Origin of the sequence: Sporolactobacillus sp. STSJ-5, from assembly GCF_024385605.1 — a bacterium.
Lineage (GTDB): Bacteria > Bacillota > Bacilli > Bacillales > Sporolactobacillaceae > Sporolactobacillus.
In genome coordinates, this window is record NZ_JANFOJ010000033.1 from 1 (window position 1) to 16,598 (window position 16,598).

Annotated in this window: 15 protein-coding genes; 1 reads left to right on the forward strand and 14 read right to left on the reverse strand. The window is 39.4% G+C overall.

The window, feature by feature from the left end:
- Nucleotides 1-40: 40 nt before the first annotated feature.
- The 4 genes from NOM01_RS16730 to hpf form a co-directional block, all read right to left on the reverse strand.
- Entirely contained in the window at nucleotides 41-937 is an 897-nt protein-coding gene (locus tag NOM01_RS16730; protein WP_255749721.1) for a YitT family protein, read from the reverse strand.
- 195 nt (nucleotides 938-1,132) lie between these two features.
- Nucleotides 1,133-2,231 (reverse strand): peptide chain release factor 2 gene (gene prfB / locus NOM01_RS16735; RefSeq protein WP_255749734.1). Its coding sequence is split into 2 segments (ribosomal slippage): nucleotides 1,133-2,167 and nucleotides 2,169-2,231, totalling 1,098 coding nucleotides; the frame shifts between segments, so codons are not numbered across the junction.
- 28 nt (nucleotides 2,232-2,259) lie between these two features.
- Nucleotides 2,260-4,779: a preprotein translocase subunit SecA gene (secA, locus tag NOM01_RS16740; RefSeq protein WP_255749722.1), complete on the reverse strand. Its 2,520-nt coding sequence runs from the start codon at nucleotides 4,777-4,779 to the stop codon at nucleotides 2,260-2,262.
- A 462-nt stretch (nucleotides 4,780-5,241) separates the two neighbouring features.
- The gene (hpf, locus tag NOM01_RS16745) at nucleotides 5,242-5,784 is read right to left on the reverse strand and encodes a ribosome hibernation-promoting factor, HPF/YfiA family (RefSeq protein ID WP_255749724.1); all 543 of its coding nucleotides are present in this window, start codon (nucleotides 5,782-5,784) and stop codon (nucleotides 5,242-5,244) included.
- A 410-nt stretch (nucleotides 5,785-6,194) separates the two neighbouring features.
- Between hpf and NOM01_RS16750 the strand changes: the two genes are divergently transcribed.
- Nucleotides 6,195-6,335 carry a hypothetical protein gene (locus NOM01_RS16750; protein ID WP_255749725.1) on the forward strand — a complete coding sequence of 47 codons (141 nt, stop codon included), beginning with the start codon at nucleotides 6,195-6,197 and terminating at the stop codon, nucleotides 6,333-6,335.
- A gap of 156 nt (nucleotides 6,336-6,491) precedes the next feature.
- On the opposite strand, the gene fliT is transcribed toward NOM01_RS16750, so the two are convergent.
- From fliT to NOM01_RS16795, 10 genes are all read right to left on the reverse strand, one after another.
- Entirely contained in the window at nucleotides 6,492-6,836 is a 345-nt protein-coding gene (gene fliT, locus NOM01_RS16755) for a flagellar protein FliT (RefSeq protein ID WP_255749726.1), read from the reverse strand.
- Nucleotides 6,833-7,243: a flagellar export chaperone FliS gene (gene fliS, locus NOM01_RS16760; protein ID WP_255749735.1), complete on the reverse strand. Its 411-nt coding sequence runs from the start codon at nucleotides 7,241-7,243 to the stop codon at nucleotides 6,833-6,835. Before fliS ends, fliT begins: the two co-directional genes overlap by 4 nt.
- Before the next feature lie 39 nt (nucleotides 7,244-7,282).
- Nucleotides 7,283-9,151 carry a flagellar filament capping protein FliD gene (fliD, locus tag NOM01_RS16765; protein ID WP_255749727.1) on the reverse strand — a complete coding sequence of 623 codons (1,869 nt, stop codon included), beginning with the start codon at nucleotides 9,149-9,151 and terminating at the stop codon, nucleotides 7,283-7,285.
- Nucleotides 9,152-9,165: 14 nt separating this feature from the next.
- Nucleotides 9,166-9,528: a flagellar protein FlaG gene (locus NOM01_RS16770; protein WP_255749728.1), complete on the reverse strand. Its 363-nt coding sequence runs from the start codon at nucleotides 9,526-9,528 to the stop codon at nucleotides 9,166-9,168.
- A 104-nt stretch (nucleotides 9,529-9,632) separates the two neighbouring features.
- Nucleotides 9,633-10,712: a glycosyltransferase gene (locus NOM01_RS16775; RefSeq protein ID WP_255749729.1), complete on the reverse strand. Its 1,080-nt coding sequence runs from the start codon at nucleotides 10,710-10,712 to the stop codon at nucleotides 9,633-9,635.
- Nucleotides 10,709-11,764 (reverse strand): glycosyltransferase, encoded by a 1,056-nt coding sequence (locus tag NOM01_RS16780; protein ID WP_255749730.1) that lies wholly within the window; start codon nucleotides 11,762-11,764, stop codon nucleotides 10,709-10,711. The genes NOM01_RS16775 and NOM01_RS16780 overlap by 4 nt, the downstream gene beginning before the upstream one ends.
- A gap of 58 nt (nucleotides 11,765-11,822) precedes the next feature.
- On the reverse strand, nucleotides 11,823-13,766 hold the full coding sequence (locus tag NOM01_RS16785; RefSeq protein WP_255749731.1) for a tetratricopeptide repeat-containing glycosyltransferase family 2 protein: 1,944 nt from the start codon (nucleotides 13,764-13,766) through the stop codon (nucleotides 11,823-11,825).
- 97 nt (nucleotides 13,767-13,863) lie between these two features.
- Nucleotides 13,864-14,691, reverse strand: coding sequence for a flagellin N-terminal helical domain-containing protein (locus tag NOM01_RS16790; RefSeq protein WP_255749732.1), 828 nt, complete (start codon nucleotides 14,689-14,691; stop codon nucleotides 13,864-13,866).
- 997 nt (nucleotides 14,692-15,688) lie between these two features.
- Nucleotides 15,689-16,042, reverse strand: coding sequence for a hypothetical protein (locus tag NOM01_RS17340; RefSeq protein WP_370646192.1), 354 nt, complete (start codon nucleotides 16,040-16,042; stop codon nucleotides 15,689-15,691).
- Nucleotides 16,030-16,598 (reverse strand): hypothetical protein (locus NOM01_RS16795; protein ID WP_255749733.1); only part of this gene is annotated, 569 nt, incomplete at its 5' end. The genes NOM01_RS16795 and NOM01_RS17340, both read right to left, overlap by 13 nt.

A 16,598-nucleotide genomic window follows, 5' to 3' on the forward strand; every position in this document is an offset into this window, starting at 1 on the left:
CACGCGAGGGTCGTCTCCCCGCGTGTTAAAATAAGCTGTCTTATGTCCTTTGATAAAATCCTTTCCCGAAAACCTCAGTTGCGTTCGTAATGATGAAAAAAGATTCGGGATCAATCGAACGGACAAGCTGCTTCAAATGCGTCAGTTCGCCTTGTGAAACGACGGTCATCAACATCGGACGATCATCGCCGGTGTAGCCGCCTTGACTGGTGATGCGTGTCACGCCTCGATCAATCTCATCCAGAATCGCCTGACGCATTTCAACCTCTTTATCCGAAATGATCAGGGCCATCTTCTCTGTATTGAAACCAAGCTGAACCACGTCAATCATTTTCGCCGTTAAGTAGATGCTGATAAGTGCATAGAGAGCAGCTTCAAGCGACAAGAAAAATGCCGAAGTTAAAACAATCAGTCCATCCAAAATGGAAACGCACACGCCAAGCGACAAACCGCTGAACTTTTGAATGATTTGACCGGCAAGTGCTGTACCGCCGGTTGACCCGCGGCCGCGGAACACAATACCGAGCCCAATCCCGGTACCGACTCCTCCAAACAATGCTCCGAGCAACGGACTGTCAGTCGCCGCCGGCATACCGGCCGTGACAAACACAGCGAACGGAAGCGCGACCGTCCCCAGCAAGGTTTTCATTGCATAATCCACATACCCGAAGCTGCGTCCAAGGATAAGCAGCCCGATCACGAAAATCGGTACATTCAAGCCCCACAGTACATAGGACGGCGCCCAGCCCAACGTCCAGTGAAAGACGATGCTAATCCCGGCCACGCCGCCGGACGCAATATGCGTCGGCAGCATAAACACATTGAACGTGATCCCCACAATAAACGAGCCAATAATTACGAGTATATAATCCATGAACAATGCTGTTTTTCCCCGATTAGGGATCACATGCTTGTCCCTTTTTTTAAAAATTTTCATGCAAAAGCTCCTTTTCCCGATGCAAAATTAGTCGAATGCTTTTATTCTAATGCATTCGCCGCAAAACGGTCAATGCACGCAAAAAAACCGCCGCTGTGATCGGTAAAAAAATATCACGTCAAATTTCGCGGGTCACTTCGCTTCGAAAACAAAAAGAAGGAACCGGATCTACCGGTTCCTTCTAATATTCATGGCTCACAAATGCAAGCGCAGGTATGCATCAATAAACGGATCGATATCGCCATCCATGACGCGATTTACGTCACCAATTTCGACATTGGTGCGGTGATCCTTGACCATGGAATATGGATGGAAAACATAGGAGCGAATCTGGCTGCCCCAGCCGATTTCCTTCTGCTCGCCGTGGAGCGCAGCCATTTCGGCTTCCTTCTTCTCTTCCTCCAACTGGTACAAGCGCGACTTCAGCATCTTCATCGCCTGATCACGGTTTTGGAACTGTGACCGTTCCGACTGACAGCTGACGACCACTCCGGTCGGGAGGTGAGTCATACGCACGGCGGAAGACGTTTTGTTGATGTGCTGACCGCCGGCACCACTGGAACGGAAGACATCAACGCGCAAATCTTCCGGTCGGATGTCAATCTCAATATCATCATCGATTTCCGGCACCACTTCACACGACACGAACGAGGTGTGACGGCGTCCGGCTGCGTCGAACGGTGAGATACGCACGAGACGATGAATGCCTTTTTCCGCTTTTAAGTAACCGAATGCGTCCGGTCCCTTGATCAGCAAGGTAACGCTCTTGACTCCTGCTTCATCACCCGGCAGATAGTCGAGTGTTTCGACTGCGAAGCCTTTGCTTTCCGCCCAACGCGTATACATACGCAGCAGCATCGACGCCCAATCCTGGGCTTCGGTACCGCCTGCGCCCGGATGTAACTCAAGAATCGCATTGTTGCGGTCATGCGGGCCGCTGAGGAGCAGCCGTGTTTCATATTTGTTGAACGCTTCCCGTGCCTCGCCGAGTGATTCCTCGAGCTCAGCTTTGAGATCCGCGTCATCCTCTTCTTTGACCAGTTCATAGGCAATCTGAAGATCCTCGAATTTCGATTCAAGGTCGGTCAGACTGTCGACCTTGCCTTTTAATTCATTGGATTCATCAATGACCTTCTGGGCTTTTTCGTTATCGTCCCAGAATCCAGGCATTGACATTTTTTCATCCAATTCGGCGATCTTTGCCCTTTTGTTATCTAAGTCAAAGAGACCCCCTAAACTCTTTGAGACGCGTTTCCATCTCATCAATTTCGTGTTTCATTTCAGGTAAATCCATGTTCATCCTACTTTCCATTTTCCACAGATTATTTTCCGTGGCAGTTTTTATATTTTTTGCCGCTGCCGCATGGGCACGGATCGTTACGGCCGACATGGACCTTGCGCTTGATCGGCTGCTTCTTTGCCGGTTCGTCGTCCTGGCCGCCGGAGATGACACGCAGTCCGTGCGTTACCTTTTCACGTTGAATCGGCTGTTCCTCACGGATTTCCGCCTTCATCAAGAAATTGACGATCTCCTCGTCAATGCTTGCAACCATTTCTTCGAACATCTTGAAGCCTTCGATATTATATGCGCGGTACGGATCAACCTGACCATATGCCCGCAGATAGATACCTTCACGAAGCTGTTCCATCGCATCGATGTGATCCATCCACTTCGTATCCACCGTACGCAGCGTGATCACACGCTCAAATTCACGCATACGTTCCGACGTGAATTCTTCTTCTTTTTCATCGTAACGAGCAATTGCCTTCGCATACAAATCATCAATCATCTCTTCCGGATCCTTACCGTCAAGGTCCTTCAGAGTCAGTACACCTTCGTTGAAAATCTTTGCATTTAGATAGTCAATAACTGATTGAAGATCCCATTCTTCCGGTACTTCTTTTTCCGGAGTATGTGCATGCACACTATTTTCAATGACAAGCTTGATCATGCCTTCAATATCTTCACGCAAATTCTTGGATTCAAGAACTTCCATACGCTGCTTATAAATGATTTCACGCTGTTGACGCATAACATCATCAAATTTAAGCAATTGTTTACGGGCATCAAAGTTGTTACCTTCAACACGTTTCTGAGCAGCTTCCACCGACCTGCTGACAAGCTTGCTTTCGATCGGGGATGTATCGTCCATACCGATCTTTTCCATCCAGCTCTTCATTTTATCCGAGCCGAACCGTTTCATCAAGTCGTCTTCAAGAGACAAATAGAAACGCGATTCACCGGGATCGCCTTGACGACCGGAACGACCACGCAACTGGTTGTCAATACGACGGGATTCATGACGTTCCGTACCAAGAATGAACAGACCGCCGAGATCAGCCACACCCTCGCCGAGCTTGATATCAGTACCACGACCGGCCATGTTGGTGGCAATCGTTACAGAGCCTGCTTGCCCTGCATTTTCAATGATCTCCGCTTCACGCGCATGGTTCTTCGCGTTCAAGACATTATGCGGAATACCGCGCCTTTTCAGGAGCTTCGAAATCAATTCCGATGTTTCAACGGCAACCGTACCCACAAGCACCGGTTGACCGCGATGATATAACGTGGCAATTTCTTCCACAACCGCATGGAATTTGCCCTTTTGCGATTTATAGATCAGATCCGGATTATCAATACGAATCATCGGTTTATTCGTTGGGATTTCAATAACATCCATGTTGTAGATGCTCTGGAATTCTTCTTCTTCCGTCTTCGCCGTACCGGTCATACCGGAAAGCTTGTGATACATACGGAAGAAATTCTGCAGGGTGATCGTCGCCAGCGTCTTGCTTTCACTCTGGATCTCGAGACCTTCCTTAGCCTCAATCGCCTGGTGCAAGCCTTCGCTGTAGCGACGGCCCTGCATCAAGCGGCCGGTAAACGGATCGACGATGATAATCTCACCGTCTTTAACCACGTAATCCTGGTCGCGGTGCATGATCGCATGTGCCTTCATCGCTTCGCTGACATGGTGGTTCGTGGTTACGTTTGAGTAATCGTACAGATTCTTAATTCCGAAGAAGTTTTCCGCCTTGGTCATGCCTTCTTCAGTCAGCTGTACCGACTTCGTCTTCAAGTCCACCGTGTAATCCTGTTTTTCCGTCAAAAGACGCGCGAACTGATTGGCACGGACATACAGATCCGTCGATTTTTCCGCATTACCGGAAATGATCAGCGGCGTACGCGCTTCATCGACCAAAATGGAGTCCACTTCATCGACGATCGCAAAACTGAGCGGACGCTGAACCATTTCTTCTTTATAAAGCACCATGTTGTCACGCAGATAGTCAAAACCGAACTCACTGTTCGTACCGTACGTAATATCAGCAGCATAGGCTTCTTTCTTTTCCTCAGGATTCAAGCCGTTAATATTCAAGCCGACAGACAGACCGAGAAAATTATACAGCAGCCCCATCTGCTCTGCGTCACGTTTAGCCAAATAATCATTGACCGTAACCAAATGTGCACCTTCGCCGGCAAGAGCATTCAGATACAGCGGCATCGTCGCAACGAGCGTTTTACCTTCACCGGTTTTCATCTCGGCAATGTTCCCTTGATGCAGCGCGATCGCACCGATCAACTGAACATAGTACGGCGTCATACCGAGAATACGTGTTGAAGCTTCACGAACAACCGCAAAAGCTTCCGGAAGCAGGTCGTCCAGCGTCTCGCCATTCTCCAACCGCTGTTTGAATTCCGGCGTCTTCGCCTGCAGCTCATCATCACTCAGCGCCTTCATTTGGTCGGCATAGGTTTCAACCACATGCGCTAATTTTTCCATCTTGCTGAGCTTGCGGAGACTTGTATCTCCTAAAACTCGTTTGAGCATTCCTATCATGCCTGCATACACCTCATTTAAGATTTCTGATTGAGCGCCACATGCCCGCGCCATCAGTAACAATCACTTGTATCATGCGTTCACGTATGAACCCGTCCAAAAATCCACTTCTTCAATATGTTCTCTATTTTAACAATATTCGCCTACGGTGACAATTACCCATGACAAGAATCACTGAATGCTCCACATTAATGCGTAACCATTCACACAACTATTCGCCGCGCGCCCCGCTTTTCAGGGCAAGCATCAGTCGATAGGCAGATCACAACATCTTCCATTATACGGCAAAATGTATGCCAAGAAAATAGAAGAACATTTCGAAAAAAGCAGCATGGAGCAAATAGGCTGCGCGAGATCCCGTATTCAGCGTATCGGTTGACGCATGTGCACATCCGAAAATCCGAAAGGGAGAGATTCGCGTGCGCGAATCTCTCCCCAGTTGTATATAAACACACTTATTCGTTATACCTGATCGATCAAACCAAATCGCCCGTCTTTACGGCGGTAAACCACTGCGGTCGTATTGTCCTCCGCGTTATTGAAAATATAGAAGGAATGGCCGAGCATATCCATCTGAAGGATCGCTTCGTCAACCGTCATCGGTTTGAACACAAAATGCTTCTTGCGGACAACGTCAAGTGCTTCCTCATCCTCAACTGTCTTCGTCGCCGTACTGTTTGCATTTTGAAACGCTTGTTTCACACCTTGACGACTCTTACGATTGAGCTTCGTTTTATGTTTCTTGATCTGACGCTCAAGCTTGGAAACAGCCAAATCAATCGCTGTATAAAGATCTTCCTCGCCTACCTCAGCTCTCAGGAGAAGGCCTTGAAGCGGAATCGTAACCTCGACCACTTGTTCTTTGTTGTGGACGCGCAAATTCACACGTGCGCTTGTATCAAGCGGTGTGTTGAAGTACTTTTCCAGTTTGCCGATTCTTTTCTCTGCATAATCCTGCAAAGATGATGTCACTGTGATGTTTTCCCCGCGAATAATAATATCCATGAGAAAGCCTCCCTTCAATACTATATACATTCGCTATTCCCGTCCCAATTCCTTCCCAAACATCAAAATATTTTTACAAAAAGCATCTTGCTTTTTATATTTTCGACAAAAGCAGCTTATTTAAACACGCAAACGCATTCATGCATAATAGGTATTAATAACATGCAATATTCCAATTGAAACACAGCATACAAAAGAGCCAAATTGTATTGACGCTGCCTGTTCCAGCACATATAATGATTACGCAAACAAGAAATAACACAGCGTATTCACGCGGTGTTGTCCAACATTTTCCTTAATAAACTCAAGAAATTCGTGTTAGACTATCTAACACCTTTACACGTATATGATTCATAACGCAAAGGCTATAAGCGCGACGGTGACCATATCTCATAAAAGGGGTTTTGACCATGTCAGTCAAAAAAGAAGAAATCATCGAATTGTTCGAAAAGCTCAATGAAGATGAAAAAGAATCCACCTACAACTACTTGCAATTCCTCGCAAGTCTGAATACAGAAGCTGAAGAAGAAGCGGCTGTTGTTGGCGACTAAATAACATCCTGTTTCTCAATTGCCCATCCGTTATTTCTAACGGGTGGGCGATTTGTTTATCCGGAGGAAAACCAATAATAAATCAATGATCTTATTGTATGAGAAAATAAGCATTTGGTGAAAAAGAAAAAATCACCGCGTCTGCAGTGATCATCGTTATTCATGTATATCCAAGTATGCACCTGATCGATTCAATAGGGCATTATCATGCCCACGATAACGATTTAATGACTTTTTTTGATGTCTAAATTGCTTCATCTTGTCAACCAGTCTCTGCTTATTCGCATTCATCAATTGATCAATCTCGGCGTTAAGCACCGTTATTTCCTTACCTAACTTTTTTTCCTCATTACTAAACGTATCAGGCAACGCATCAATTAATTTCTGTCTTAAATCAAGCTGCGCAACAATTTTCGGAATAGAATCTTCTTGCAGATTCTTTACCTCTGCAAGACGCTTTATTTCAAGTGTAACCTTATAAATCTCATGCAGTACTTTCATGCGCGTGTCCTAACGTTAGAAGTCTTGGATATTTTATTTCGATTAATTTCCAAAACCTCCTTCCACGTATTTCTGAAATCAAAGACAAGCTTTTCTACTTCATCAATAATTTTGCTATCGTTCTTTATGTTTGCCTCAATGAGACGTCGATGAATATAATCATACATTCTCATCATATCTTTAGAAACTGGCTGCTTGTCATCTAAAGTAACCATAAGTTCCGTAATAATTGCTTGTGCTTTCTGCAGTTTATCGTTTTTTTCAGCATAATCGCCGTTCTCTAAAGCTATTTTAGCCTGTTTGATAAACTTAACGCACCCTTCATAAAGCATTAATGTTAACTCCCCAGGCGAAGCAGTGAGCACTGAATTTTTTTGATAAACCTTATAAGCATTATTCGGCACAATGACTTCCTCCTTGAAACCAATTCATATCCATTAAAAACATTAACTGCTGAACATACTCGACAAATAAGAGGCCTGCGAATTCGCTGATTCAATCGCTGATTCCATTGCAGTGAATTGAGTATAATATCGAGTCTGAATCATTTTCAAGTGATCCTGAAAACTAGAAATTTGATCAGATAGGTCGTTGATACTGCGTCCGATATTAAACTGATCATTAACAAGTGAGGTTGTACCAGCTTGAGTTTTAATTTGAGAAACGGCATTAGTTATTGTGTTAAACAGTCTCTTCGCAATACCTTGCGAAGAAGGATCAGAGCTTGACGAATTTCCACTGGTAAACAACTTCATGACGCTATCTGGATCAGTAGCAATCGCCGATTTCAATTTGCTTTCATCAAGGACTAACTTTCCATGTGCTGTGTAGTCACTGCTAGTCGAAATTCCGATCTGAGACAGCTGACTGTAACTCCCACCTGTGATCCCGCTAATCGTGCTATAAATATTTTGTCTCATTTTGTTCAATACACTTGTTAAAATATTATCATTATAAAGCGTACCTTGTCTTGCTTTTTCATTCCAATTAGAAATATCCGTATCTGACATTTGTGCCTTCTGAGCAGAAGTCAACGGTGAATAATCACGATCCGGTGCCACACTGATCATGTCATTGATTTTTCCGATTATATCATTGTATTGGTCAACGAAACTCTTAATCTTATCAAACATACCGTCTGTATCTGTATCGATGCCAACAGTAACAGTTTGTGTAGACGGAATTTCAGCGTTAAGTGTAAAGGTCGTGTTGTTGATTGTAAATGTATTAGAAGCCGGTTGTATTACCATTCCATTAACAGTAACCTTTGCATCAGAACCATTTACGGCCGTTGTCATTCCTAGTGTTGTTTTTAAAAAAGGGCTATTAAAGGTAATATCATTTCCATTTTGATTCAAATCACCAGTAGCCGTAGCTGAAACGGAAACCCGTTTAGATGTTGAATCATAAAAAGTATTTACCGTTCCATACGAATTTATTTTTTGTAATATACTATTCAGTGACATGCTTGCATTTGCATCAAAAGCAATGTCTTTTTCAACTCCACTACTATCGTAAGTGGTCATGTTTATATTAACTGTACTATACTGATACGAAGCAGTAATTTCAGAATCCGCCTCAACATCACGATTAAAATTCATTTGCCCAGTAATTGGATCAATATAAACTTGATAGTCTGTAGATTCTGAATCCAAATCACTTTTATCTTCAACTTTGTTAATTAAATTTCCATCTATTCTAATTTCAGCTGAGTCAACATCAACTGCCCCATTTGAAAGTTGAAAAGTCGCTCCATCAGCTGATACTGAAAATTTCTCGGGAGAATCGACATAATCAGTATTATTTTCCCATGATATACCATTTTTCAAATTATCAGCTTGGGCAAATAGTGGTTTAGTCGGATCAAAATTAGTTGTTTTTTTCAAATCAGGATCTGTAAAAGTGACAATTGCATCATCACTATAAGTCATTGCAGCTGTAGCTAAAGTGGCATCCGAAATTGTATACGTTCCATTTCCAGCACCTGAGGCAGGTGTCACGGTTACTTTCGATGAATCACTGACAGTTGCTGCTTTCGAATAGCTTGATGTCAATGTCATCGTGTTTACTGTGCTTAGCAAATCAGATAAATCACTACTCATGGTACGATAATCATCCCGTTGCCATTCTAGTAGCTGCAGCTTTTGGTTCATCGTATCTAACGGTACGGACTCCGCTTGCATCAACTTATTGACAATACTGTCGACGTCAATACCACTCGCAAGTCCTGATACTTGAAGACTGCTACTCGTCCCTGTATTTAATAGGTAATAATTTGATGTTGTAGACGATGTGCTACTTACACTCGTAGACATAATTAAACGCCTCCTTACACTTTATCATTTACAATTAATCCCAATTTTTCTGCAACTGAAGCATACATTTCCAGAAATTTTTTTGGTGGTATCTCGCGAATTACCTGATGCGTGTTGACATCCTGAACTTGCACATAATACGTCTGAAGCTTATCAAAGTAGACATACTTCAACTCAGTCACATCAGGCTGCAAAATCTTATTCGCCTCATCAACTAATTTTTCAATTTGATTTCTTGATAGAGTATTTGCTTGATTATCATCAGACTGTGTTTGTTTTTTATCTATGGTTAGCTGATCTAGAGCTTTTACTTGACTTAATTGATCTTGCTGCATGGATGAAGCATTAATATTGATTGGACTTGCATTTGCATCCATGGCTTCCCCTCCTCAAATCAATTAATGAAGTTATCTAGTGATTTTATCGGTCAAAAGTAGAAAAAGTTTAATAAAAGCATAAAATTATGCACAGAATCAAACAGTTATGAACGTCTTTCAAGAGTCTCATGAATTGCTTGTTCCATCCGATCAACAACGTTCTCCACACGATATTTATCAACAGAGCGCATACACGTTTCAGCATCAGGCAGCACTTTTTTTCCATCAAGAATATCTTGTAATATATTATGTAGTTTTTGACTGTCACCGCATGGAAAAAGCCAACCATTGATACCGTCTTTTATCATTTCATTTGGCCCACCACAAGCAGTACTGATTACAGGTACTCCTCTTGCAAGTGCTTCAACAACCACCAACCCAAATCCTTCATAATCAGATGACAATACAAGTGCAGATGCGCCGACAGCTTTTTCCCAGGGAATATCACTCCATCCATGCCAAATTAGATGATTTTGGATACCTAATTTTTCTGCATAATGTTGTAGGTCAATTTTATTTTGACCATCACCAATCAAACTGAGAGACCATTTACCCAATAAACTTTTCAGTCCTTCAAATAAAATATCTATTCTTTTTTCTGTGTTACTAAGTCTTCCAACAAAAATAAGCTTTAAAGTATTTTTTCCTTGTTGAATTGGCGATACATTTTCAAAATCAATTGGATTACCAATATAATACACTTTTTCTTTATCTACATACTTAGCAATTTGACTGCCAATGCTTTTTGAAATAGCTAAATGGCCATCTTTTGCGTAATGCAAATATGGTCCCCCCTTCCATACATCCGGTGGCCCGTGCAACCAAGAGAAAATTACTGGTTCATTCTTTTTACCCAGATGGGCGACTGCTAACCTGCAAAGTGCTGATAAGAGAGGGGTGTGCGTGGCCAGGATAACGTCTGGATAATCTAAAATGTCAAGCATATCACGATAACTCAGTGCATACTTTATCAAATCTTGTTCTTCGGGGTAGGACTCGTGTGCAGCTAAACCATAATAGTATACTTCTGGTAAACTTTCCTCCCATTCTTGATACATAGACTGTCCAATTTGAAAAACACGGATTTGATATCCTCGTTTTTGAAGTTCATTACTCACCAGAGTAATTACATTTTCAAGGCCACCTCTTCCTTGAGCCTGACCGAGTACAATGTCAATTTTCATTTTCCCCCCTGCTTTCCAGTAAGTAATGATATAGATTCCAGCATACGGTTGACAACTGCATCAGTGGAAAATTGTTGAGTTGACTCTTTAGCTTCTTGTGACATTTTTATCAGTTCATTTTCATTTAAGAAATTAAATTTTTCAAAAGCTTCTTTCAGTTTTTCGGGATTGTTTTTTTCAACTAGATAGCCATTTTTTTCATTAATGATCAAATCCGAAGTTCCACCAGAATCAGTTGAAATAACTGGAATTCCACGTGCTAAAGCCTCAAGTACTACCATAGGTAACCCCTCAAAATCTGAGGTTAGCACTAAAGCACTGATCTTTTCTATTTCATTCCACGGATTCCTGCGCCATCCATGAAAAATAACTTGTTTATCAATTTTTAACATTTTTGCTAAATTAGTTAACCATCTACGATCAGGTCCATCCCCATATATATTTAATTTCCAGTTAAAATTTAACATACTTAGTGTTTTGAACAATAAATTGATCCTTTTTTGCTTATTTTCCAATCTTCCAATATAAACATATTGATTGCCTATGATTGGCATTATATTCTCAACACCTAGACTAATAGGATTGCCTATGTATTTAAGCTTTAAATTTTCAATCCTCATTTGACTAAGTTTATGTTCAATTTCATGCGAGATGCACCAATGAAAGTTAGCATAGCGTAAGCCATCTGAAAAAAATGGATTATGCAGCCAAGAAATAATAGGAATATTTGAACGACTACCAATGGCAATCTTTGCAAACAAGGTTGTTGCAGGGACATGAGTCGTTATGATTACATCTGGTGATGGAAGTTCACTCATTGTTTCAGCAAGTCCAATTGCCCTGTCAATTAAGTATGTCTCATTACAGACATCCTTACTACTATAATAATAGACATTCGGCAGAGTTTCTTCCCACTTATTATTTTCACTAGGATATGAAAGAAGGACGAAAACTTTCTGACCGTTGCTTATCAACTTTTTGATAACATCTGATATAACTGTTTCTACCCCTCCATAACCACTGACATAATCTAAAACATAAAATAACTTCATTATCTCACCCCTGACTATTAACATCTTTCTTAGGATAAAACCTAATAGTGACAAACAATTAGCGATTTAAGTATAAGAGTTCTCTCATTTCAGCACTATCTGGATATAGTTTCAAGGCCAGTTTTAAAAGTTCACCCTTTACTCGATTAATCTCTACGCTTTTGGTTTCATTGGCTGTTTCTAACATGTTTTTTATTATGGAGAAATGTGTATATCCCTTATTCAAAGCTTGTAATGCAAGTTGAAATGCATCATCTAACATATTTTGTTTTTTAAATTCCTCAATAATGTTCAAATAAGTTGGTTCATCAAATAAAAGTGTTCCTGCTTCATTATAAAATTGAATGGCTAAATCAAAAAAATGATATTGATAGAGTAAATGACCAATATTAATACATATTTTAGAATCAAAAACTGTTCTATATTTCAATAGTTTTGCAAAAAGATCAAACTGTCTTAAACAAATAGTACGTTCAAGGATAGCTAGATAGATTGGTAAATCCTCTTCAGTTGTCTCTTGTTCAAAAACAAATAAATTTATAATGCCTTCAGCATTCTTATACTTTTTCGCATAAGAAACTAGTTCGGACTCTTGTTTTGACGCTAAACTAGCAATGATATAGTCAGAAAAGTCAAAAATTCCAACATTAAAAGTAATAGTTTTCTGTTTTATTGTCAGTTGATCGATTAGTTCTAGCGCTCCAGCGGTCTTTCCATTTATCAACCGACATTTAGCTTTAACATCTATATTGTTTATATATGTCGTGTGCGATACCAATCTCTCAGTGTATTGACTAGATTCAGGAAAATTAAAAATCACTTTCAACAAAAATAAATTGCTTATTTCATTACCTTTTAACAGTTGTTCTTTTGCAAAAAAATCTTCCAGTTCTTCATACGAACTATATTTGAACAAAAGACCAAAATATCCCTTTAACAGTCCCATGTCATTTCTATTCTCTTGAAATGCCTTACTATAATAAAAAATTGATTTTTCTATATCGTTTTTTCCCTGATAAATCTGTCCGATCCATTTATTTGGGAGATAGGAAATACTGTCCGTACTGAGTAGTGCTTCTGTATATAGGTCTTGGTGATTTATTATATCTGTTAACTCATGTAACGCATCATTAAACCTTCCCTGAAGAATATATATTCTCCCTTTCATTGCTGAAAAATCAGGATATGAATTAAAGATTGGTTCGCTATCTCTAATCACATTTAATGCATCTTTATAGCGATTTAGGCTAACTAAGCATTGACATATTTGTATGAGACAGGCACCTACCCATGAATATTTAATATCAGTTGCTTTTTTGTATGCCTTTACATAGCATTCAAGCGCTTTTTCAGACATTCCTTGTGAAACAAATTCATTACCGAGATTAAAGTAATCAAAACCGGTTTGACCTTTAGCTTCTATTTCCTTATTAATTAACGTTTGATTTCTTAATCCTTTATTTTTAGTTACTACCGTATACGATAGATATCCAGAATGATAAACAACAAGTTTAGAAACACTCGAACTTAATTCTTTTCCATCAGTTCTCTTTAATTGTTCGTGTATTGCCCTATAATATTGAATTACCGAATCATTCCTGTAAACTCTAACATGATAATTATTAAAAATTGTTTGAGCATCTTTACCCGCAAAATTGTATATTTTCACAACATACATATTAAATTTATTTTCATTTTCTTTTAGTTCTTTGCGAAACTCTAACATATTTAAATGATCGACAAATTCATCGGCATCTAATGCTAATATCCATTCACCTGTTGCCTTGGACTGGGCAAAGTTCCTAGCCTCCGAAAAACTGTCATTCCATTTGTAATTAAAAACTTTATCAGTATATTTGTATGCGATATCTTTTGTATTATCTGTTGACCCTGTGTCAACAACAACAATTTCATCAACACCATCTTTAACTGATTCGAGACAACGTTGCAGTACGCTCTCTTCGTTTTTAACGATCATGCATAGAGATATAAGCTTCGACATTAAATATACCTCCTAAAAGGAATACTAATTTAAAAAGGATGAGATTCTACTAAAATAGAACCTCATCCCTTGAAAAATCAACTGTTATTCAATCCAATTATCGAAGAAGTTGAAGAACGCCTTGAGGTAATTGATTTGATTGGGCAAGCATTGCCTGAGCAGCTTGATTCAGAATGTTATTCTTCGTAAAGTTAGCCATCTCAGAAGCCATATCAACGTCAGTAATACGAGATTCAGCATCTGTGAGGTTCTGAGAAGATGTACTTAGATTGTTGATAGTGTGTTCAAGACGATTTTGCAATGCACCTAAATTATCACGTTGCTTTGATACAGCTGTAATTGCAAGGTCGATTGCACTAATAGCAACACTCGCAGAAGCATTGTCTGCGGATAATGAAGTAATAGATCCAGTAGCAAATCCAGTAAACAATGCATCAACACCCATATCACTAATACCAAAGCTTAGAATTTCATTGCTATTTGCACCGATTTGAAGAGTACCAGTAAATGTACCACCTAAGAGGTTCTGAGTGTTAAATGCTGTAACATCACTGATACGATCTACTTCGCTATATAAGTTCTGCAATTCAGTATTAATCTGGTTAACATCATCTGTCGTATTCGTCGTGTTACCAGCTTGAACAGCAAGTTCACGCATACGTTGCAGAATTGATGTTGTTTCACTAAGTGCGCCTTCAGCTGTTTGAATAAGTGACGTACCATCTTGCGAATTTCTTTTCGCTTGATCTAATCCATTGATTTGTGCTTTCATTTTTTCAGAAATAGCAAGGCCTGCTGCGTCATCAGCTGCGGAATTGATACGAAGGCCCGAAGAAAGTTTTGCGAGAGACTTTTGGGTTGCCGTTTCATTTTTGCTCAGCTGATTCAATGTATTCAGCGATGCAATGTTGTGATTGATAATCATAAATTGTTTCCTCCCTGAATTATAAATTCCCACATCCATGTGGAATATTATTTTGACAGTTGAGAAGGCGCCTTCCCAACTGCCTTACAATTTATATATCGTCATTGGGAAAAAGATGTTTAGCAAACTAGGATATTTTTTCATATTTTTTAAAATATGTCTATCTGCCTGAATCACCATTTGCTAAGCGTCTTTTCAACTTTCCCTTTATCAGCTGTCCATTTTTCAGAAATACATAGGAATTTCTTGCGCATTACCGCGTACATTCTCTGCGCCAAATATATCTACAACACGTCGGCATTTTTTAAGAAATTTAGAATCGTTTTATGTCATATTGCAGACCCTACTTGAGAATTATATATCATAGATTCTGTAGTTCAGAAAGGATACACACATTTTTTCAAAAGATTTGTTGGTGAATTATTCAAAAAAGTCCTCGGTAGTCTAAAATCAATTAGAAAGTGTAATTTGATTATAGAGATCATCGATGTTATCTGGTTGTAATGCCCATCTATAAGCTGGATGAATTTCATATGCATAACCAAAGTCGGTAAATTCATTGGAAATATATTGATTTTCATCGATTTTCATCATAAAAGATTTTTTGTATTTCGGTTCCAACTTTCTTTCTTGCAATTGAAGTTTATTTTATACAAAAAAGTCGCTAAATTTTGTGGTGTTACTTGTCTTCTATCTTGAAAATTAAAATGGCTCATCGATATAATAGCTTTCAATTTTTTTAGTAGTTGATCTCTTGTAAACAGACAAGGTGTACCATTCTTAATATCCTTTATTGAAGGTTTCATCTTCAAGAGCAGTTCTTTGACATTCGAAAATTCCTCCTGATATTCCGTCCCAGTATCAGTCAATCTATCATTAGAGTAATTTTGAAAAATATTTTTAAAATCTGAAGTTAATATTAAATTATGTGTATTAGACTTTGCCTGTCGTGCAGCCAAAGTGCATAATTTAACCAAATCCCTTGGCCTTTTTCTAATTAATGACATAATAACTCGATACATTGGAAATAGTATTTAATATCCTCTTGTTTTGAGGATAAAAGCTCTTTTTCGTTAATCTCTCTACCAAAGTAAGATTCAATTCGTTTTATTAACATCACTAATATTTCATGATTTGACCACCTTTGCCATATTACACTGCCATCTATTTTGTCAGTAGTTTCATCCGAAGTGCGTATTGCATAATATACATCACTTCTTAAAGCTACTCTAAAATAGAGATTAGTTGTTCCACGGCTCAAATCTCGTATTGCATTAAACATTGCAGATAAATTTTCAACATCACTTTTGGAATTTTTCCAACCTCTATCTAAATCGTCTAAATAGATGATAACCTTTTTTCTCTAAATAAAGAGTTTTTAAAAAGCGTTACTAGTTGTGAACTGCGAAGCGATATATGTTCGCTTTGTAAATTTTTCGATTTTTTGCCTGCCATTCCTGCGGCTAAATCTCCGAAACGTTTAAACCATGAACTCATATCACCCTTATTTATAAAACGAGTCATATAATCAGCTGTAGATGTTATTAGTTTATTAAATACTATGCTAGCCAATCCGTCTTTCCAGCTCCTAATTCTTTGTAAGAATTTATCTGCACTTGTATCGATTTCTAATACGTCATCAGATTCTACAACTACCGATATATTTCCTTGTTCTTTATCTTCATCATTTAATACTGTGAGAAGTGCAAATTTCCCCACACCCTTATGTCCTACTAATATATACAAATTTAGCGCACTTTTCATGGTATTATATAGATCAGTTTTTACATAGTATTGTTTTAACCTTTTTTGATCTTCATCTTCTGCAGCTTCATGCCCAAATATTAATCGAATAGTTTCTTCATTGAAGATTAGTCTTAGATCATTTTCAATTGCATTTGACATAC